Source organism: Enterococcus sp. 9E7_DIV0242 (genome assembly GCF_002140975.2).
In the GTDB taxonomy this organism is placed as follows: Bacteria; Bacillota; Bacilli; order Lactobacillales; family Enterococcaceae; genus Enterococcus_L; species Enterococcus_L clewellii.
In genome coordinates this window covers 375,995-396,289 of the sequence record NZ_CP147247.1, presented here as the reverse complement: position 1 = coordinate 396,289, position 20,295 = coordinate 375,995, and the positions used below count along the sequence as shown (strand labels likewise).

Annotated in this window: 23 protein-coding genes; 7 read left to right on the top strand and 16 right to left on the bottom strand. The window is 38.3% G+C overall.

Features of this window, described 5'->3' with window-relative positions:
* Positions 1 to 52: 52 nt before the first annotated feature.
* Positions 53 to 808 carry an enoyl-ACP reductase FabI gene (fabI, locus tag A5888_RS02025; RefSeq protein WP_086347595.1) on the bottom strand — a complete coding sequence of 252 codons (756 nt, stop codon included), beginning with the start codon at positions 806 to 808 and terminating at the stop codon, positions 53 to 55.
* 281 nt (positions 809 to 1,089) lie between these two features.
* On the opposite strand from fabI, the gene A5888_RS02020 reads away from it, so the two are divergent.
* Positions 1,090 to 1,596: an ATP-binding cassette domain-containing protein gene (locus tag A5888_RS02020; protein WP_086347689.1), complete on the top strand. Its 507-nt coding sequence runs from the start codon at positions 1,090 to 1,092 to the stop codon at positions 1,594 to 1,596.
* Between the two features lie 219 nt (positions 1,597 to 1,815).
* Here the strand turns inward: A5888_RS02020 and A5888_RS02015 are convergent, their stop codons facing one another.
* From A5888_RS02015 to A5888_RS01990, 6 genes are all read right to left on the bottom strand, one after another.
* The gene (locus A5888_RS02015; protein ID WP_086347690.1) at positions 1,816 to 2,811 is read right to left on the bottom strand and encodes an IS30 family transposase; all 996 of its coding nucleotides are present in this window, start codon (positions 2,809 to 2,811) and stop codon (positions 1,816 to 1,818) included.
* Positions 2,812 to 2,936: 125 nt separating this feature from the next.
* The gene (locus A5888_RS02010; protein WP_086347691.1) at positions 2,937 to 4,262 is read right to left on the bottom strand and encodes an MATE family efflux transporter; all 1,326 of its coding nucleotides are present in this window, start codon (positions 4,260 to 4,262) and stop codon (positions 2,937 to 2,939) included.
* A gap of 24 nt (positions 4,263 to 4,286) precedes the next feature.
* Positions 4,287 to 4,568 carry a metal-sensitive transcriptional regulator gene (locus A5888_RS02005; protein ID WP_086347594.1) on the bottom strand — a complete coding sequence of 94 codons (282 nt, stop codon included), beginning with the start codon at positions 4,566 to 4,568 and terminating at the stop codon, positions 4,287 to 4,289.
* 243 nt (positions 4,569 to 4,811) lie between these two features.
* Positions 4,812 to 5,681 carry an NmrA family NAD(P)-binding protein gene (locus A5888_RS02000; RefSeq protein ID WP_086347593.1) on the bottom strand — a complete coding sequence of 290 codons (870 nt, stop codon included), beginning with the start codon at positions 5,679 to 5,681 and terminating at the stop codon, positions 4,812 to 4,814.
* A complete protein-coding gene (locus tag A5888_RS01995; protein WP_086347592.1) occupies positions 5,681 to 6,097 on the bottom strand; it encodes a MarR family winged helix-turn-helix transcriptional regulator in 417 nt (138 codons plus the stop codon). The genes A5888_RS02000 and A5888_RS01995 overlap by 1 nt, the downstream gene beginning before the upstream one ends.
* A 235-nt stretch (positions 6,098 to 6,332) precedes the next feature.
* Positions 6,333 to 7,286, bottom strand: a complete 954-nt coding sequence (locus A5888_RS01990; protein ID WP_086347591.1) for a LacI family DNA-binding transcriptional regulator — start codon at positions 7,284 to 7,286, stop codon at positions 6,333 to 6,335.
* Between the two features lie 102 nt (positions 7,287 to 7,388).
* Here A5888_RS01990 and A5888_RS01985 point away from each other — a divergent pair, with 102 nt between their 5' ends.
* A complete protein-coding gene (locus A5888_RS01985; RefSeq protein WP_086347590.1) occupies positions 7,389 to 7,766 on the top strand; it encodes a VOC family protein in 378 nt (125 codons plus the stop codon).
* A 123-nt stretch (positions 7,767 to 7,889) separates the two neighbouring features.
* Here the strand turns inward: A5888_RS01985 and A5888_RS01980 are convergent, their stop codons facing one another.
* Together A5888_RS01980 and A5888_RS01975 are read right to left on the bottom strand one after the other, a co-directional pair.
* Complete coding sequence (locus A5888_RS01980) at positions 7,890 to 8,174, bottom strand: hypothetical protein (RefSeq protein ID WP_086347589.1); 285 nt, start codon at positions 8,172 to 8,174, stop codon at positions 7,890 to 7,892.
* A gap of 429 nt (positions 8,175 to 8,603) precedes the next feature.
* On the bottom strand, positions 8,604 to 9,455 hold the full coding sequence (locus tag A5888_RS01975) for an SDR family NAD(P)-dependent oxidoreductase (RefSeq protein WP_339101876.1): 852 nt from the start codon (positions 9,453 to 9,455) through the stop codon (positions 8,604 to 8,606).
* A gap of 74 nt (positions 9,456 to 9,529) precedes the next feature.
* On the opposite strand from A5888_RS01975, the gene A5888_RS01970 reads away from it, so the two are divergent.
* Entirely contained in the window at positions 9,530 to 9,886 is a 357-nt protein-coding gene (locus A5888_RS01970; RefSeq protein ID WP_339101875.1) for a MerR family transcriptional regulator, read from the top strand.
* A 368-nt stretch (positions 9,887 to 10,254) separates the two neighbouring features.
* On the opposite strand, the gene A5888_RS01965 is transcribed toward A5888_RS01970, so the two are convergent.
* The 3 genes from A5888_RS01965 to A5888_RS01955 form a co-directional block, all read right to left on the bottom strand.
* Positions 10,255 to 10,908 carry a B3/B4 domain-containing protein gene (locus tag A5888_RS01965; RefSeq protein WP_086347587.1) on the bottom strand — a complete coding sequence of 218 codons (654 nt, stop codon included), beginning with the start codon at positions 10,906 to 10,908 and terminating at the stop codon, positions 10,255 to 10,257.
* Between the two features lie 148 nt (positions 10,909 to 11,056).
* The gene (locus A5888_RS01960) at positions 11,057 to 11,986 is read right to left on the bottom strand and encodes an aminoglycoside phosphotransferase family protein (protein ID WP_339101874.1); all 930 of its coding nucleotides are present in this window, start codon (positions 11,984 to 11,986) and stop codon (positions 11,057 to 11,059) included.
* Between the two features lie 42 nt (positions 11,987 to 12,028).
* Entirely contained in the window at positions 12,029 to 12,736 is a 708-nt protein-coding gene (locus A5888_RS01955) for a class I SAM-dependent methyltransferase (RefSeq protein WP_086347585.1), read from the bottom strand.
* 380 nt (positions 12,737 to 13,116) lie between these two features.
* On the opposite strand from A5888_RS01955, the gene A5888_RS01950 reads away from it, so the two are divergent.
* Positions 13,117 to 14,913 carry a heavy metal translocating P-type ATPase gene (locus A5888_RS01950; RefSeq protein ID WP_086347584.1) on the top strand — a complete coding sequence of 599 codons (1,797 nt, stop codon included), beginning with the start codon at positions 13,117 to 13,119 and terminating at the stop codon, positions 14,911 to 14,913.
* A gap of 132 nt (positions 14,914 to 15,045) precedes the next feature.
* On the opposite strand, the gene A5888_RS01945 is transcribed toward A5888_RS01950, so the two are convergent.
* The 3 genes from A5888_RS01945 to A5888_RS01935 form a co-directional block, all read right to left on the bottom strand.
* Positions 15,046 to 15,930: a GNAT family N-acetyltransferase gene (locus A5888_RS01945; RefSeq protein ID WP_086347583.1), complete on the bottom strand. Its 885-nt coding sequence runs from the start codon at positions 15,928 to 15,930 to the stop codon at positions 15,046 to 15,048.
* 66 nt (positions 15,931 to 15,996) lie between these two features.
* The gene (locus A5888_RS01940; protein ID WP_086347582.1) at positions 15,997 to 16,677 is read right to left on the bottom strand and encodes an HAD family hydrolase; all 681 of its coding nucleotides are present in this window, start codon (positions 16,675 to 16,677) and stop codon (positions 15,997 to 15,999) included.
* A gap of 73 nt (positions 16,678 to 16,750) precedes the next feature.
* Entirely contained in the window at positions 16,751 to 17,491 is a 741-nt protein-coding gene (locus A5888_RS01935) for a class I SAM-dependent DNA methyltransferase (RefSeq protein WP_170924676.1), read from the bottom strand.
* Positions 17,492 to 17,685: 194 nt separating this feature from the next.
* On the opposite strand from A5888_RS01935, the gene A5888_RS01930 reads away from it, so the two are divergent.
* Genes A5888_RS01930 through A5888_RS01920 form a run of 3 tightly spaced genes read left to right on the top strand, consistent with a single transcriptional unit; the run spans position 17,686 to position 19,595 of the window.
* Positions 17,686 to 18,264: a histidine phosphatase family protein gene (locus A5888_RS01930; protein ID WP_086347580.1), complete on the top strand. Its 579-nt coding sequence runs from the start codon at positions 17,686 to 17,688 to the stop codon at positions 18,262 to 18,264.
* Between the two features lie 40 nt (positions 18,265 to 18,304).
* The gene (locus A5888_RS01925) at positions 18,305 to 18,766 is read left to right on the top strand and encodes a MerR family transcriptional regulator (RefSeq protein WP_086347579.1); all 462 of its coding nucleotides are present in this window, start codon (positions 18,305 to 18,307) and stop codon (positions 18,764 to 18,766) included.
* The gene (locus A5888_RS01920; RefSeq protein ID WP_086347578.1) at positions 18,744 to 19,595 is read left to right on the top strand and encodes an aldo/keto reductase; all 852 of its coding nucleotides are present in this window, start codon (positions 18,744 to 18,746) and stop codon (positions 19,593 to 19,595) included. The genes A5888_RS01925 and A5888_RS01920 overlap by 23 nt, the downstream gene beginning before the upstream one ends.
* A gap of 69 nt (positions 19,596 to 19,664) precedes the next feature.
* Here A5888_RS01920 and A5888_RS01915 read toward each other — a convergent pair whose 3' ends face one another.
* A complete protein-coding gene (locus tag A5888_RS01915; RefSeq protein ID WP_086347577.1) occupies positions 19,665 to 20,249 on the bottom strand; it encodes a GNAT family N-acetyltransferase in 585 nt (194 codons plus the stop codon).
* Positions 20,250 to 20,295: the final 46 nt, after the last annotated feature.

The following is a 20,295-nucleotide window of genomic DNA, read 5'->3' as shown; positions in this document are numbered from 1 at the left end:
GAAGTATCGTGATGTCATTTTCACGGTACTTCTTTTTTGATAGTATATGAAATTAAGTGAGATGGACTCCTTTATCTACATAAACAATATCTCCAATAATCCCACTTGAAAGAGGGCTCATAAGAAACGCGCAAGTATTACCAACTTCCTCAATCGTCACACCCACCTTATCAGGTGTCCGATCCTCAGAAAGCTGAATCAGCTTTTGATAATCCTTTACACCTGTCACAGCTAATGTTTTGATGGCTCCGGCAGAAATCCCGTTCACACGTACACCTTTAGGAGCTAGCTCAGCTGCCAAATAACGAATAGCAGCTTCTAACGCCGCTTTAGCGATCCCCATCATATTATAATTCGGGATTGCACGTACAGCTCCTAAATAAGATAAACTCACAATTGCACTATTTTCGTTTAATATTGGTAAGGCATATTTAGAAACAGCGAGAAGAGAATAGCTGCTGATATCTTGCGCAAGAGCATAGCCATCTCGGCTGATATCGGTCACATCTCCAGAAAGCTCCTCTTTTTTAGCAAAAGCTACAGAATGGACGACACCATCAATTTTTCCAACTGTATTTTCAATTGTTTCAAATGCTGTAGCGATACTATCATCACTAGCCACGTCACATTCAACCAGTAAAGCTGAAGCATCTACCAGCTTTTCCACTGATTTTTTCATGCGCCCATTTTGATAGGTATAGATAAGCTCTGCGCCTTGCTCTAGCATTGCATTGGCACAGCCCATAGCAATACTGCGTTTATTAGCCACACCCATAATTACAATCTTTTTACCCTCTAAAAATCCCATGTATGATTATTCCTCCTAATTAACGTTTAAATTAACCATTGTTTATTTTGTGGTCACAGCTTCAACAGGTGAAAGCTCTAATCACTATTATTCAATAAAATACTTTGATTGTCAAAATAATTATTCTCAGTCCTGCCATATAATAAACAAAAATGAAGTGAACAACTTTTTATAGAGAAATCAAAGGAAGGAACTTATCGTTGAGAATGAAAAAAGAGTGTAGAAATAGAAGTATTTTTTATGATACTATAAGCGATGGTTAGGGAAGGGGAGTAGTAAAAATGAAATTAGTGATTTTAGGGCATAGCGGTTGCGGCAAGTCAACCCTTGCAAAATATATAGCTGAAACAAAACAAATGCCACTGCTGCATTTGGATCAGGTTTATTTTGATCGAGACTGGCAAATCAGAGAACAAGAAGAGGCCCTCACAATAGTAAAAAATCATTTGAATCAAGAGAGCTGGATCATTGAGGGCAACTATCAAAGCCTCTATCAAAAAGATCGCCTGGAACAAGCAGATCAAATTATTTTTTTGGATTTCCCGCGTTTGGTTTGCTTAAAAAGAATTATTCAACGGTACAAGACATATCGCGGCAAGACTCGACCGGATGTCACAGATGGTTGTATAGAAAAATTAGATGCTGAATTCATTTGGTGGATTCTCTATAAAGGAAGAGATAAGAAAAAGCGAGATGCGTTTAAAAAGATCACAACTACTTATGAAGAAAAGCTAGTGGTTATAAAAAACCAAAAAGAACTGGATACTTTTTATGATCAACTGATGTGAGGAATAGTGGATGTGTATTTACAGCGCTTGATATAAAATTCTTTGTTCTAGTTTACATAATATATATTATACGAAGTTGTTTTAAGGTGGCACTTGTCAATACTAAGTGCAACATCTTAAACAAATCTTAATAACATTCTTAATGGTTTTCATTATACAATTTTGTTCCGCTTTTTTAAACGGTTTGCTTGAAAATGCTTTTCATTGAATAACATTGTTTTATATTTTAGCGTACTCCAAATGGAATTTATGGTTTGCTGACTTCCATTTGAACAGTTTTCTTGGCCGATTGTTGATTTCATTTGTTGATTGATCGATCTTTAACTGGGATACTTTATTGAAGTCTGTAGGCTTTGGAAAATACTCTCTTAGTAGTCCATTATGGTATTCGTTTGATCCACGTTCGTGTGGCGCATATGGGTGCGCATAATATGTTTTAATACCATAGGTATCTTCCATGTGTTTTACATTATGGAAGTTCACGAATTCAATACCACGATCACAGGTAATTGATTTCACACCTGAGGGATACATTTCAACCAAGCGTTCCATAGCTGCCAACATACAAGCACCGTCTTTTCGAGTCATTTTAATGGCCACATAATGCCGTGATTTACGTTCTACGAACGTTGCTAGACAAGTTTCTACACCACGCTTAGAGAGTACTGTATCAGCTTCCCAATGACCAAAATCAGTTCTTAGAATAGTTGCTTCAGGTCGATCAGTGACTAAGCGATTCTCATAGAATTGTGGTGATGGAGTTTTCTTCAGTAATCTACCGCTATATTTTCTCCGGTATCTCTTCCCTTTCAGTCGTAGCTTCTTTATTGGAAACTTGATCAAACCAGAATAAATCCAGTTGTAGATGGTATTTGTAGATACATTGATGCTGCGTACACTGTTTGCTATCTGTTCTGGAGAGTATTTCTTCTTCAAGTATTTCAAAATAGTTTTTGTATTATGTACAGTTGCTTTTGTAGTTGTTCCACAGTTTCTTTTTCTCATGCGAGCCAAATTACCAGCACTTGAAGCCTGATAGCGCAATGCTGCCAGGCTGTTTGCTTTTCTCTCTTCGCTGTTTCTCCGGATTTCTCTGGAGATTGTTGATCGATGCCGGTCTAAACGTCTTGCTATCTCAGCCTGAGACAAACCTTCGTCTAAGTATGCTTCGATTTTTCCTCGTTCCTCAGCTGTTAAATGTTGATAAGTTGACATGAACAATTACACTCTCCTTTTGTATAGTTTAAATTACTTTGCTGCCGGAATAAAAGGAAGCCTGGTATAACAGACTTCCTTTCCTTTACATGAATAAGAGTCTTACCAAATAGAGAACTAACAGATTATTTCCTATTTTTCTCATAGGTTTTCAAATTCTTTCCAAATCTATAAACCAAAAACAGTGAACGTAAGTATAAATCAACGGCTATAGATAGCCAAATTCCTGCAATCCCCATATTCAATACTTTCGAAAGAAGAATAACTCCCACCACTCGGACACCCCACATTCCAAGGGCGGTACTATACAATGGTGCTTTAGTATCCCCCATTCCCTGAAGAGCACCTGTGGTGATTAAACTTATTGCCAACCCTGGCTGAGCGAAAGCATCAATTTTTAAAGCAATAATGATTTGTCGAATAGCTTCCTGATCGTCAGTAAATAAAGAAGCGAAGAATGGTGCGCCAAAGAAAAGAATCACACCAAGGGTTGACATGACGATTACCCCATATCTTACAGATGAGTAAGCATATTCCTTCGTCTGCTTATAGTTCTTAGCACCGATACTGTTTCCAACCAGAGTAGTTGCTGCTGTCGCTAATCCATAACCAGGCATGTAAGTAAAGCTTTCAATGTTCCCGGCAATTGAATGGGCAGCGAATGTCTTAGCGCCAATACTGACAATTAAACCAAAATAAACAACCTGTCCCAGTCGCATAACCAAACGTTCTAATGCAGCTGGAATAGAAATATCGATCAGCGGTTTGAAATTGCTCTTTGAAAATAAGTTAGGTAAATCAATTGGACTTTGGGACTGTTGCACCTTTCTGTAAAGCAGTACACAACCAATCACTCGTGATAGAACTGTCCCAATCGCTGTACCCAGTACACCTAGAGCTGGAATTGGACCAAACCCAAAAATCAAAATGTAATCAATCACGATATTCCCAATATTTACTACAACACTTATTTCCATAGGTGATTTTGTATCACCAGTTGCACGTAGGATGCTCCCAAAAATAGTCATTAAAGCGATAAACACAGAAGCTCCCCCAACAACCAGAAAAAACTGCATTCCGGAATCTAAGACTTCCGCTGATGCACCCATAATCCCTAATAACGGGCGGCCAAACAGGATGGAGATCACACCTAAAAAAAGCCCGATCAAGATGGCCAAGATCACCGATTGGTTGGTAATAGTCTGTGCTTCTTTTCCCTTGCCGGCACCAATTTTTTGAGCGATCAACGCAGATGTTCCTACTCCTAAAGCAATAAACAACGCTAGATACACGTTTAAAATGGTATTCGCGACACCAACGGCTGTTACAGCTAATAGTCCGATTTTGGAAATCATAAGAGTATCGATGAAGCCAACAAGTGTTTGAAGAACATTCTCTATAGTTGCTGGTAATGCTAAGCAAATGATTTTGTTTTCCTTCCATGTATTCATACATATCACCTACTACTTTCCTAATTACAACATTTTACTGTATTGCTGAATGGCCCGTCTAAGACTTGCGAGCTCTTTTTCAGTCTGGCCTGATTGAACGGCGTCCATAAATGTGTGATCGGCATGAGCTTCTAAAAGGATCTGACTGACTTTTTGAAGAGCAGATCTAGCAGAATTCAATTGGATGATTACTTCGTCGTAAGGACGTTCTTCAATAATCATGTTTTTAATTCCACCTACCTGTCCTTCGATTCTATTGATGCGCTTAACTAAATTACCTACTTCATGATCTGGATGATGTGACATATAGTTCACTCCTTAATTAATATATAGAGCATACCCCTATACCCTATATGTTAATACGAAGCTTCAGTAATTTCAAGCTTCCTCATTCCATAACAAAAATACCCAACAGAGGCATGGTGAATGTTGCACTTTATTCTGACATGTAGGAGTTGTTTTTAAAAGGAGTTGTTTCGAACTGTTTTGAAGTTGCGCATAATATTGACACAAGCGCAACTTCTTCTTTTATAGCAACTCTGCTCAGCTTTATCCGGTGAAATCATTCTTGTAATCATTGATAAATTCTTTGATATTCCTTGGCGAGTGTTTCAAAACCTTCTCTACAGTATTCGTTACTTTTTTCGCATTTCCCAACTGAGTAATTAGATAAAGCATCACCATAACATTTACATACTCTTTAGGAATTCCTCTCTTTATCATAACTCGTCGAAATTTTAACAAACCAGGCTTACTATATGTTATTTCTACTCCTAAAATATTACTCATATCTTTGGCTATTTCGTTATAAGTCAGAGCTTCTGGACCAGTCAGCTCTAATTCTTGATTGATATAATTTGAATCTGTTAAGCAAACAGCTGCTACTTCTCCAATGTCTCTGGTATCAATAAAACTAGTTTTCGCATGACCAGCAGGAATGAAAAGATCATGCTGAATTTTTATGTCTTCCAGATGTGTTGTAGTTAAATTTTGCATAAAGAAGCTTGGGCGAATAAAGGTATAAGGTATTTCTAGCTGGCGAATCATTTTTTCGATTTTGTGATGTGGGGTAACTGGATTTTTCTCAACACCAATAAGTGAAACAAAAACAATTTGCTGAAGCTTTTGTTGATTAGCATAGGATAAAAATGGGAACATGTCTTCTTTAGGGGTAGATAATTGAGGTGGTCGAACAAAAAACACTTTGTTCACGCCAATAAATGCCTCTGGAAATGTATTCGGATCAAGAAAGTCAAAGTGAACAAAGCTCAGATTATTTAAATGCTCAAATTGTTCTTTTATGTTTGGTGAAATAGTACGAATCCCTACTTTAATTTTTAACTCTTTGTTTTTTGATAAACTTTCAATTAATGGAAATCCGATATTTCCAGTTCCCCCAATTATAAGTATATGATCCATTACGATTCCCCCACTTCATTCTTATTGATTTTCATTAGTAGCTGATTCAACTTTTGTTGTTCTTCGGAAGACAGTACAACTAAGTATTTACTAATAATTGTTTCACTTATGTCTTGGCATTCATTTAGCAGAACCTCCCCTAAATTAGTTAATGACAGGAACTTAGAGCGTTGATCTAAAGGATTATCATTTTTTACCAATAACTTTTTTAGTTCGAGTCTTTTCACAATTCCCGAAATTGTTGGTTTATCCATATCTAGAATGACTGCTAATTCTGCTGCAGTGCACCCTTTGCGTATAGACAATTGCTGAATAACTGCCCATTGTTGGATAGTCACCCCTTTTTTTATTAGAGCTTGATTCAGTGTATATTTTAAGTTTTTAGAAATGTTCATTAATAAATAGCCTGTGTCCATTATCTTTCTCCTTTCAATATAATTAGTGCGTTAATTATATAGTTAGTATACTAACTATATAAAGAGGATTTGTCAATATTAATCTTTCCATAACAAAAACACTCAACCAAAACATGCTGAGTGTTGCACTTTATCCATTTAAAAGTTCTTTTAAGGGCCCCTATCACCCTCTTAAATACAAATACATCATCAATCACATTGGCTCTAGCGTTCTATAATTGACAACTTATCGATTCTAATCATACCTAAAATGAAATTGAGGCTCATAGGACTTTACTTTGCGCTCTGCGTCAGAAAGCATAAATTCAACAAGCTCTTTTCCAATTTCATGTAATCGAAAATCAACAGAAGAAAAATCCATGGATTGACTATATGGTGTATTTCCTTCACCTATTATTTCATACTCTTGACCGTGATAAACTTGTTGTTCATTCAGGGCTTTGATAACGCCAGCAGCGATCTGATCACCACTAGTGTAAATCACTTCCGGTATTTCTCTTGTTGAAAAAGTTTGTTTGGCCCATTCGTATCCTTCTATAAACCCTTTGATTCCAACGAAATAATTTTCGTTCTCAATTGGTTCATCAAAATATTCTTTATACGCATTTATTTTATATCTTGAACTTTTACTAACCTTAGGATCTCTTTCTAATGTAAAAACAACATCCTTTTTTTCTGTTGATTTTAAATGAGCAAATAAGGTTTGATACCCTTTTTTTCTATCTGGATAAATCATTGAAATATCCGTATTTTCCAATTTCTCAGCAGAGACTATTTTCCCATAATTCTGTAGTTTTTCTGTAATTTCTTCTGGTGTATTGGTGGAAGCAAGGATCAAACCATCAACAACTTTCATTCTAAACATCTCATAATACGCTTGTTCTGCCATTGTTTCGTAATAACTCGGCAGAACCATTACACGATAATTCTTTTCTTTCGCATTCAACAAAATAGAATTGACCAACTCATCGTAGCAATAATCGTTAGCAGGTAATAAGATTCCTAATGTGTTGGTCTTCCCGGTACTAAGACTGATTGCATTGCCATTAGGAATATATCCTAGCTCATCAGCAACTGTTTTAACTCGTGCTCTTAAGTCATCTGACACATATTTTTCTGAATTTAACACTCTGGATACTGTTGTTTTTGATACTCCTGCAATTTTTGCAATATCTGAGATAGTCGCCATTTTTTATACTCCCCTTTTCCCCTTGACTTGGAACGCGTTCCATAGAATATAGTTACTTTATAATAAACTTTTATCGAATATAATGAAAGAAGGTAATTCAATATGAAAATCGAACATGTCGGACTTTGGGTAAATAATTTAGAAGAAATGAAGGCTTTTTATACAAAATACTTTGATGTAACGTCAACTGAACTATATCATAACCCTAAAACAGGTTTCCGTTCTTATTTCTTAAACTTTGAAGATGGCGCGCGATTGGAAATCCAACATAAAGAAGGGCTTGCAGCAGCCAATAATTTGGCTTTCGGTTTTGCCCACCTAGCAATTAAAGTTGGTGAAGTTGCTGATGTTGATAGAATGGCCACTCAGTTTATCAACGATGGGTTCGAAATTCTAAATGGACCACGTTGGACTGGCGATGGCTACTATGAAGCAGTTGTCTCTGATCCAGAAGGGAATCTACTTGAGTTAACAGTTTGAGTTAACAGTATAGGTAGAAAAAAATAATGTAGTCAATTTAGTAAATCTCTAACTTGTAAAAGCCTTGATTGATTATGATACCCATCAAGGCTTTTTTAGCTAGATATATCCATCTACTAAAAACTAGGATGCTACCTTCTCAGGCAAATTTTTCTTAATATATTCAAATAATCCTAAGCCAATTTCAAAGACTGTCCAGGTAACTCCTGAAAACTCAAAGGACCACCTTTGGCCACCCCAATATAAATCAAAGACCTGCGACTCCAGCTTATTAATAGGTATCACTACCTGCTGTCCTCTATCATCACCTGCTAAACTCTTGATTACCACATTCGCCCCTTCAATCGTCAATCTTACATGGTTGAATCGTCTACTTGTATTTTCTTGTATCTCCAAATTGGTAAACATCGCTTGTTCCTCCTCCTGATCATTTCACTGTTTTTCGGAAAATTTGTCTCTTACTATTTTCTATATAAACAGCATAAATGATGGAACTAGTTCCAGAGCAAGTGAAAAGTTTTATTTTTCCAATTTTTCCTGAGGTATTATTATTTGATAATCATTTTATTCCCAATTTTCTTAAAGTCATCCACTCAATATATCTATTTTAGAGTACTTAAAACTGCATAGTCATGTAGAAAAAAAGACCATAAGTTTGCCATTATGTTGAATGGAGTAACCTCTTCTTTTTCAGTCTTGAATACCACATTTACGGTCTGATTGATGTTCGCCAAGAAAAATGATTTCAATTCCCCCCCTTCTTCACTGGAATGTTTATTCCACTTCTTGCTTTTACAATATATTCTTTTACCATTTTCTACTTCCAAAAACTCTCTTCTATATTTTATCGTAAGAGCTTTTATAAGCCTTGACTAACAGCCCACCATTGATCAGCCATTTCTTCAGAAAATTGGCTCGGAAATGGGATAGATTTACCCGATTCATTAAAGAATTGACCACTTGTTTGGGCAAGTTTAGGATCGGTTGTTGGGCACCAATCGATCTATTTTTTTTCGATAACTTAGCAAGCAAGGAACCCATTAAATTCAGAAATAAACTACTGCTTGTCGAACCATAATCAGAGTCTGGAATATTACCCGGATGAAAGATATTTACCGTAACTTTTGTATCTTGCAATCTTTTGGATAATTTTTTTGTTAGTAAGAGTCTACCAGCCAGTGCCTGTCCGGTAATCACCATCCCACTATAACCTTCTTTACTAGGAACTGGTTGCGGTACCTGTACTTTAAGATGGCGAATGATGATGGGCAAAGCTCCAACCAATAGTATCCGACCTTGAGAAGATTTTTTTAATAATGGTAATAAAGCGTTTATTAACCAAAAATGGGCTAAATAATTTAAAACAAAATTTTGATCATATCCCTCTTCGGTTAACACTTGCGTCTCTTCCAAAATCCCCACAGAACTAACGAGTACATCAATGTGATCCACCAGATCAGCAAGTCTTTTAGCTAAATCATTAACTGCAGCTTTAGTACTTAAATCAGCTTGCAGAAAAAAGACTTGTGAATTGGAATTGAGTTGATTCAACTGCTGAACGACTTGCTTCCCTTTTTGCTCATTTCGGCCCACGATTAGAATTCGATAGTTTTTTTGAGTCAAATCTTGAGCAGTCTTTTTCCCTACGCCAGAATTTCCGCCAATAATTAATGCTACTTTGTTTGTCATGTCAATTTCTCCTTGCTTTTAAGTTGAGTTGATTATAAACTATAAAGCAAACTTTATAGCAAGGAGAATTATTCATGAATCAACAGACCTTTTCAGCAGAACAAGCTGCCCAATTAGTTGGTACATCAAAGGCAGCTTTACGTTTCTATGAACAAAATGAAATTATTGGCCCAATTATGCGCAATAAAAATGGCTATCGCCGCTATACAGAAGAGGATATCGACTGGATTAAAGTTATCATTATTATCCGAAAAATTGGTATTCCCATCAAAAGTTTGATTGGCATTCAGGGCACTAGTATGCAAGAACGAGTTGATTATTTAATAGATTATCGAAAAACAATTCAGGCTGATATAAACAAATTAGAACAAGCTGATAAATTGTTAACCACAAAAATAGATTACCTTCAAAAGAATGTATTAAAAGGATAGTGGCATAGTAGTCGTTATCCTTTTATTCGGTAAATCTATACTTTACAAAACGTCTTCTTTTTTACTTGATTTGGTGTGCATAATAAGTTAGCTATGCTATTTTATAGAGAGTTGCTATTTATCCCTTTTGTAAAAAGTTCATACTTCACTAAGTCTATTTTTTATTGGTTGCTATTATAAAATTTGTCTTATAGGAGTTGCTTATTATTCCACAGAAAAAATAGCCAACAAGAATACACTGAGTATTGCACTTCGTTCCGACATATAAGAACTAGCGATAATAGCAGCGAAGTATTGATGAAAAAAAGTAAGACAATGTTTTTTTGACATTGTCTTACTTTGTAAGTAGTATCAAACAGCTTAATCCACTAAACGATTAACTGCTGAATAACTTGAGCTTTCGGCAGCATGTTCTCAATGGCTCCCTTGATCGTGGTTTGCATTTTTTCTATCCCCTCTTCGGTTTCATCGAAGCAATAGACAATAAGTAGCGCATGCTCCGTTTCCAATGAAATCATAGCTTTCGTAGAATCAGATATCGGGCTGCCGAAGGGGCCCATTTGGTCGATCAATACGGGAAAGTGATTGATAGTGATGCTCTTCTTTCCAATCCCATCATAATATTGCCCTTCTCGTCCAACTCCATAAACGATTGGTTCTGCTATTTTTGCCTTATCGTAGCTGCCAACAGGAAAACGTAGCAGTAAAGAAAGGTAATTATTGAAATCCACCAATGTGTTGATTTGATATAGCCCGTTACCTTTACTCACCCTACGAAGAAGACTTTCGGAGGATGGACGATACCTTGACGGGTCCAAACCCAAATTTTTATAGGCTTTTCTTGTCGCTAAAATACGTGGTTCCGTCCGGATTTCTTCTATCGAATGATCCTGTAGACTATCTATCAATGGATTCAGATATGTCTGCCATAGCTGTTCGTCATAGCTACTATTGACCAGTTTTATTTCTGTTACAGCCAATCGGGCCGAATCAGGCAATTGTTCTAATTTTTTAATACTCATTTCTTGTAAACCTCCGCATAATAGATCTTTTATTTTATCGTATCTTCTTCCAGCGGAGAACTTCCGCTGATTAGCAGAAATTTGGTACATCACATTCACATAATGGTGCGTAGATCATACGATCCCTCCTTACTTTAGTGATTACTTGCTAAATATAGTATCTATAATTTTTTTCAATCAAGATATGCTTTTCATAACCTACAATTCCCAATCTTAAATTTTCTAAGCTCTCTTCAAGTAGTCCTTCCATTTCAAATACATGACCCAACACCACATTTTCAAGCTGAGCATAAAATTGATTAAACGCATTCTTCTTTTCCAATAGTTTTCTATTTTGATGCCCATAATAAGTTAAGACTTTATCAACAAATGCTTGATCAAATCCTTCTTCCTGGCTTTGCAACAAGCACACAAAATCAATATCCTTATCATAAATGGCAATATCTCCAAAATCGATAATCCCGCAAAGCTTGTTTGTTTGTCTATCAAAGAAAATATTACTTGCACCAAAATCATTATGAACCAAGCAACTGGGCTCCGTATAGATAGTGGTCAAAATACACGCATAAATCATAGTGATTTGTTCCCTAATTTCTTCTGATACAACGGGAAAAGCAACACTTTTAATTACTTCAAACTCCTTTGATGCTTTCGCTTTCTTATCAAGAGGTAATCCATCAATCGGACTCTTCAAGTTGATACTATGCAGTGCTTTAAAAAAAGCAGCAATTTCTTGGGCGAGTTCATCCATTCTTTCTTCACTTAATGAATCAATCAATTCAGGAGTCATTTGCTCACCAGTTAGCTTTTCGTAACCAACAAATGCCATAGCTCCCTCATTTTCTGCTTTACCTAAAAACTTTACCTCAGGAACCTTGATTGGCAACCGGTCTCTAATCTCCAATAAGACATGGGCTTCTTTATAAAGATTAACTGCTGCCTTCCCATGTTTTGGGAATTTGAAAATCAAGTCTTCATTAACACTATATGCTTCACTGTCATAGCCAGAACTTAAATATTGCATGGATTCAATGGTGAAACTCGGGTAATCGTTCTGTATTTTCTCTGCTTTGCTCACAGGCTATCTCTCCTTCGAAATGACTGACTGCCCCTCCCCTTCTCACCGTAAATTCTGGCCCTCGCACCGCAAGAAATACTGGATCATTGGTCCCACTTTCTCTTTCCTCTCTATAATAAAATGAGGATGGAGCAGCTTCTCAAATTCTTCGACGGATAAATTATAATTGTCCGGTCTTTCCAAATGTGCCTCGATCATCATCGCAATCCGGCACTCTGGGCTGCCCAAATCGGGAACATCAATCACTAGTCTTCCCTCCGGTTTCATGATCCTACTCATTTCCTTCAAGGCTTTTTCTACAAAATCACGGTCAAAATATTCAAGCACACCGATACATGCACCAATATCAAATTGTGCCTCTGCAAATGGGGTTTCATGAATACTTCCATTATGCAATGCACCAACTGTTGAGTTTTCTGATGACACAAAATGCTTCAACAATTGAATCGTCTTATTGCTTATATCCACACCATAATATGTGGAAGGCCATGTATCATATCCGCGAAACATGAGGTTTAAACAACAGCCCAAATCAACGAACAACATACCTGTTTGTGGTTTTAGAAACTCAAAAATTTCTTTGCGTCCACTATCTGAAAAAGAACTATCTGATTCACATTTTTGATAAAACAGGTAATCAGGATCATTAATAATATGATCAGGAAGATTCTGATAGAGATCGATTCCCTTGCTGCCATAGTCAATTGCTTTATCATAAGATTGCCCAACTTGCTCTAAATGCTTATCCATTGATTACAACACTCCCTTTTTAGCTTTCAATTTCAGTTATACATTATAAGCGAACAGCATCTATAGAAACAGTGTAGCATAGTTTGGCGATTGGACCATTTTATTTTCGACTTTTTTATGAAGGATAGCTTTCAATCATTTTAGGAGTAAGTTCATCCAGTTTTTTGCTTCGAACGGGTCAAATGCAGGCATAGTTAGATCAATTGCTTCCTTCTGTTTATAGGCACTTAATGGGTGTTACGGCGGATTATAGTATCTGACCACATTTACGTATTGAAAGCACTTGAAATGACTATCATTTTCACTTAGCCCTATTTGTTATTCTGCTTCTTATCCTGATGCTATACTCAAAGCAAGGAGAATGAAACGGAGGAATTATTATGAGTAATTTTAAGAAATTTACAGTTACGATTCTGGTCGGAGTTGCCGCATTAATCAGTGAGTTTATTTTTGATCAGCCTACTCTCGCTTTCTGGCTAATTGTTTTTGTAGGTGGTGTCACAACGATTTCCATGCTGTGGGGGATGATCGAAACCTTGAAATCAGGGAAATACGGGGTCGATATTCTGGCAATCACCGCCATCATTGCAACCTTGGCTGTAGGTGAATATTGGGCTAGTCTGATGGTCCTTGTCATGCTGACGGGTGGAGATAGCTTAGAGGATTATGCCGGAAAGCAAGCTGGTAAGGAGCTTCGAGCACTGCTTGATAACTCTCCTCAAACTGCACATCGTATTTCATCCGAAAAGAATGAGGATATCCCTGTAAATGATGTGCAGATCAATGATTTACTGTTAGTAAGACCCGGTGAATTGGTTCCAGTCGATGGCATTATTATTGACGGAGAATCTTTGGTTGATGAATCTTCACTTACCGGTGAATCAACACCTGTAGAAAAAAAGCGGTCTGATGAATTGATGTCAGGATCGATCAATGGGGATACAGCCTTACGTTTCAAGGTAACAAAGAGAGCAGCTGACAGTCAATATCAAACACTCGTCAAACTAGTTAAGGAGTCCGAAGCGAAACCAGCACACTTTGTTCGATTAGCAGATAGGTACGCTGTCCCTTTTACCATCATTGCTTATATTATTGGTGGACTTGCTTGGTTCTTCTCGAAAGATCCTGTGCGGTTTGCGGAAGTATTAGTGGTTGCTTCCCCTTGTCCGTTGATTTTAGCTGCCCCTATTGCGTTAGTCGCAGGGATGAGTCGATCCAGTCGAAATGGAATTGTTGTGAAAAGTGGGACAACCATTGAGAAATTAGCACGAGCAAGAACAATCGCCTTTGACAAGACAGGAACATTAACTGAAGGGAAACTGCTCGTTGACTCAATCGAACCAGACTCTCCAAAAATTACTTCTGAAGAGCTCCTTCGATTAGCTGCCAGTGCGGAACAAGAGTCTTCACATATTCTGGCTCGTTCTTTAGTTGCCTATGCAAAAGATACCACTCTTCTTCTCTACCCGGTAACTAACCTAGAGGAAATCACTGGACAAGGAATTCAAGCACTAGTTAAGGGGCAGCTGATCAAGGTTGGAAAAGCTGCATTCGCTGATTGTGATGAAGAAGCGTTTGCTGATCAAACAAGTGTATGGGTATCAATCGATCAGGTCTATAGCGGGAAAATCAGTTTCAAAGACAGCATCCGCCCTGAATCAAAAGAAACAATCTCAAAACTGAGACACTTAGGAATAAACAGACTGTTGATGTTGACTGGTGACCAATCAGCCGTTGCAGAACAAATAGCTGGTCAGGTTGGAATAACTGAGGTGCACGCACAATGTCTACCAAAAGAGAAAATTGCCGTTCTGAATCAAGCGGCTGAATCCGACCGTCCGGTTGTAATGGTTGGTGATGGTGTCAACGATGCACCAGCTTTGGCAGTTGCAGATATTGGAATTGCTATGGGTGCCCGCGGTTCAACAGCTGCCAGTGAAAGTGCAGATGCGGTCATATTGAAGGATGATCTAACACGAGTAGCAGAAGCCGTAAAAATCTCTCAAGATACGATGACCATTGCCCGCCAATCTGTGCTTATCGGTATATTTATTTGTGTTTTTCTCATGTTAGTTGCCAGCACTGGAATCATCCCAGCACTTTTAGGCGCAGCTCTTCAGGAAGTTGTTGACACGGTTTCCATTTTATCAGCGCTTCGTGCTCGTCGAGAACGTTGAGTAATGCCAATGAAATGTACTATAACTATTACTGATAGCTATGAAAAATAGGTTGTGACAGACGCTGCGTCTGGAACACCGTTTATCCGGTTTTAAAGGGCTGAGGCACACGAATGTCCTAGCCCTTTTTTCTTATTTCATATTCTTAAGAGTCAACATCATTTCATATTGCTTGGTCGTTAGTGTGAAATTCAAATGCCGTAAGAATTGAACCATTTCGTCACATTGGTCATCAACATTGATCATACTAACTGATTGCACCTCTGCCTGATTCGCTAATGCTACAACCAGACTCTTGCCAATCCCCTGCCTCCGATAGCTTCTATGAACAGCGAGTTGAGGGATATCCCCTGTTTTTTTATCAATCAGACCATACCCTATGATTTGTCCGCTGTGGAATACTGCTACACAACAGAAAGCCTTTTCAACCGCACAGATAGAAGCAATAGAATTTTGCCAAGATGGCTGAAAATCCCAGAAATTGCTGAGCTGCTTCCAATCAAGTCGTTCGATTGCATCAAGGATAGAAACATCTTTAGTATCGGGAATCGATCGTTTGAGGAGCTCTTCTTTACTCCCTTTGAAAACCGAGAACGCTCTTGTTATTTCAAATCCTTGATTTTTATACAAAGAGACTGCTGCCTGATTTTCCTGCAAAACCTCAAGCAAGTATTGTTCGACCTGCTCCTCTTTTAAAACGGTCAATACTTCTGCAAACATTTTCTTTGTGACCCCTAATTTTCTATGGTCGGGGGCAACGCCCGTCATCAAATCATAGGCTGTTCGTTTTCCTTGCCATTCCCGTAAGCCGTTGAGTATCATACCGATTAGTGAATAATCAGATTGCTGATAGGCACCTATTGAAATGTGTTTCGTTAGTCCGCGTCTTTCTAGCATTTTTTTATAGTCTTCATAGGAAAGAGTGAGATCAACAGCATAATCTGAAAAAGCAGCTAAAAAAGTCTGATAAAGCAACGGAGTATCTACTCCTTCAAGCTTTTGATATCTATAGTCCATACATATAAACCTCCACCTTTCAAAATTCAAAAAGAGAGCTTGTCATCTACGCTCGAACACACTCTTCTAGTTATTCATATTCCCAAAGTGTTCATCAATGATTCCTCTAATTTCAATCATGTTTCCACCTAAATAATCCGCTTCCGATTGATCGATGTTCATTCTCGTTTCCTCAAAGGCAATCGTCTGGATACCAGCACCTTTGGCCGCTCTTATCCCATGAGGAGAATCTTCAATGGCAATGGCCTGCTCAGGAAGAACGCCTAGTTTAGTTAACGTATTTAGATAAATCTCCGGATGTGGTTTGCTTTCTTTTACGAATTCCCCGCTATAAATGACATCAAAATAGTCCACAATCCCGCAAGCCTCCAGCACTTCGAGAATATGAGCATGCTCTGATGAAGATGCGACAGCCAGTAATCGTTCCTGCTGTTTGGCTTTTTGCAGAATGCTGACGATATCCTTTCTAAACAAGGAAGGATAGTCCAATTGGCAGTATCTTTTGGCATTAAAATGTTGAAACAGTTCTTTTAACTCAACTAAGGAATATTGTTGCTTGATGAAGGTTTGCATGGTTCGATACAAATCATCATACGACCTGCCAACTAGCACACTGTAATCCAGTGTTTCATCCGTCACCTGTGTTCCATTGAGGTTATTGATAAACTCCTTTTGAATCTGAAAATCTAAAAATTCAGTATCAACGATAACGCCATCCATATCAAAAATGATTGCTTGTCTGTTCATAGTTACCCCCTATGTCTTTTCTTGATTTGCAGTATTGTGTAAAAACGATTCCTTCTAACTGATTTGACGCACGTTATTTCTCTGCAAAAAATGTTAGGAGAGAAGCGGCAGGATCTTTCCCGTAACCTACCTCATAAGAAATTGAAGAAAAACCAGCTGCCTTCAACAGCATCGTGAACTCCTCAATACCATACCAATAGAGAACAAAATTTGATAGCTCTGTTTTCTCAACATAACCGTTTCTTACCAACTCATAACGATGGATATAAGAGGTTTTCTGCTCATGCCAATCCATCGTTTGGGCTGTACAAGTAAAAAGAATGCCAGATTCCTTATCCATTGGGTACTCACTTGTTTCGACTTCCTTTGCCACAAACCATGATGGTAGCTCCAAATCAATGATAAGTCTGCCGCCAACTTCTAAATGGGTAAAAAATGACTGCAAAACTGCCTGTACACAGCTTCTTGGAAGAAGGCAGAAACTACCTGTTGGCATGATAATTGCCTCATACTTATTTTCCAGCCGCAACGCTGTTAGATCCCCTTGATACAGGGGGGCACTAAGTCCTGCTTCTTCCAGATTATTGCGGCATTGTGCTAACATTTGCTCAGACAAATCAACACCTTCTATAGATAGCCCCTTCTGAAGAAGAGGAATCATCATTCTACCTGTGCCTACACCGGCTTCTAAAATTTTTCCAGTTGTACCCACTAGTTGTTCATAGTAATATTCTACATCGCCATTCATCGAAGAACCGACAGGCTTGGTCAACTCGTACATTATTGTGCTTAATTCACCATATTCAATAAACATCCCTACAACTCCTTTATCCATTCGTTTGTCACACACTCAGTTTATCGCATCCCTCCTCGCTTGTATATGGGTTACTCAGCGCTTTCATGTGTGGCACCGATACCTTTTTAAAAAAAATTCACTTTATCTCTTGCCCTGAAGTCCACTTAAGGGTTTATGATAGATAGACAATGTGAAGGAAAGGATGTTCAGGAATGAAAACAGTTTATTTAATGCGCCATGGAGAAACATTGTTTAATCAACAGAAAAAAATTCAAGGCTGGTGTGATTCTCCATTGACGGAAAAAGGCAAACAGCAGGCCATGATCGCCCGAGAGTATTTTTTATCGAAAGGTATTTATTTTGATCAAGCATTTTCGTCAACCTCTGAACGAGCCTGTGATACATTAGAGCTGGTCACAGACCTTGATTACAAACAGCTCAAAGGTCTGAAGGAGTGGAATTTTGGTTCAATGGAAGCCGAGCATGAATACTTGAACCCACCTCTCCCCTATCGCGACTTCTTTGTGGCTTACGGTGGCGAAGAGGAGCAGGCATTTAGGAAACGAATGTCTGATACTATGCTGCAGCTGATGCAGGAAACAGCGGGTAAAACCGTTCTTGTCGTTTCTCATGGGGCCTCTTGTCGCCAATTTATGAGAAACTGGGAACATACAAGCGGGATCGAGCAACAAGCACGAATTGGCAATTGCTGCATTCTAAAATTTGCATTTGCTGATGATTCTTTTGAGTTATTGGAAATTATCAATCATGATTTTTCTATTCTTGATTGAGTGCTCATCCCATAATCACTCATAAAAGGAGGACAGACCATTGAATATCAAACAAGTAGCAGACATGTTCGACTTGACTGTCGAAACCATTCGTTATTACGAACGAGTTGGTGTGATTCCGCCAGTTGAACGAGATAAAAATGGCTACCGTATATTTAAAAAACGTGATTTAAACTGGGTGTTTCTAGCAAAAAGTTTGCGCAACGCTGGTCTTTCCATTGAATCATTGATTGAATTTGCTGCGCTTTCCCAGCTTAAAGATGACAAACGACTCGCGCAAAAAGATATTTTGAACGAACAACTGAACGAATTGAATGACAAGCTTGAAGAGATGATGCGTGTGCGTAATCTTCTTGAATACAAGATCGATACCTATGATGAGCATCTAGCGAAGTTTAAAAGTGGAGAGACGTCAGACGATGATATCGAAGAATTGTGGAAAATGCCCCATTTTAAAGAAGAAGCGGAGGAAAATCAGAATGAAAACAATCACAATGAATAATGGTGTAGAAATCCCTGTACTTGGCTTTGGCACCTACCAAATCACTGATCCAAACGAGGCACGTCAAGCTGTGATTGATGCATTGCAGGCAGGATATCGTCATATCGATACCGCCCAATCCTATCAAAACGAAGCCGCAGTCGGTCAAGGAATTGCCGCCTCTGGGATCGCTAGAGACGAACTCTTTATTACTACTAAAATATGGGTAGAGAATGTTTCCTATCATGGGGTAAAGGAATCCTTTCAACGCTCTCTTGAACGTCTTGGGCTTGAATATATTGATCTTTTGCTGATTCATCAACCTTACAACGATGTCTATGGTGCTTGGCGTGCTATGGAAGAACTGTTGGAGGAAAAGCTCGTTCGCTCGATCGGTATTTCGAACTTTGCGGTTGATCGAGCAGTCGATCTCGCTGAATTCAATAAAGTAACACCTCAGATAAATCAAATAGAAATCAATCCGTTCAACCAGCAAACACAAGTGATTCAAGCATTGAAAGAAGAGAAAATCATTCCAGAAGCTTGGGCTCCCTTTGCCGAAGGAAAGAACCATATATTCACGAATGATACCTTGATGAAGATTGGAGCAAAATACAATAAAACAGTTGCGCAAGTTATTCTGCGCTGGTTAGTCGAACAGGAACTCGTCGTTTTAGCAAAATCTGTCAAGCTTGAACGAATGGCCGAAAATTTAGACATTTTTGACTTTTCTCTTACAGACGAAGATAAACTGGCGATCACTGCGCTAAATCAAGGTGAAAGTCAATTTTTCTCTCATGCTGATCCCGCTATGATTCGTTGGATGGCAGAACGAAAAATGAACGTATAGCCCAACAAAAAAGCCTCTCCGGACAAATCAATCTCTTGGATGTCCGGAGAGGCTTCCATCTATTCTGAACTATTGTACTTCGTCCTCAATAAAATGCTCCGAATATTTCTCCCAATATTGTTGATAGGTACGCTCTTTTCCATCAAAATTCATCTGGTACATCCTAAAAGTGACCAATATATCTTTGGGTTGCCATTGCTCGTTATAGGAATATTTATAGTCCATGCCTAGTTTTTTCATGACCGCTCCGCTTGCAGGATTTTTGCGATCATGTGTTGCAGTAATATAGGACCATTTCTTGGTCTTCAAAAAATCGATCACAGCAGCTGCTGCCTCAGTAATGATCCCTTGATTCCAAAAATCCTTTCTCAGCCCATAGCCAAAATCGTGACTCTCATCCCCGCTTACTGCAATATACCCGATTGGTTTGTTGTCCGCTTTTTTACAAACAGCAAAGTAATACCCTTCATCCACTGCATCGTACTTAGGTTGGATTCTTTGTTGGAAGTACGTTTTTGCTTCGTCCACGCTTTTAAGTGGATACCAAGGAAGGTAAGCATTCACTTCCACATCGGATAAAATAGCATAAAGTGCTTCGATATCTCGGTCAGAGGAATCCATTTCTCTTATTATCAGTCTATTGGTTTCAATCATTCGATCTCCTCCTTCCCATTTCCTTTTTGCTGCTTGTCCTATTTTT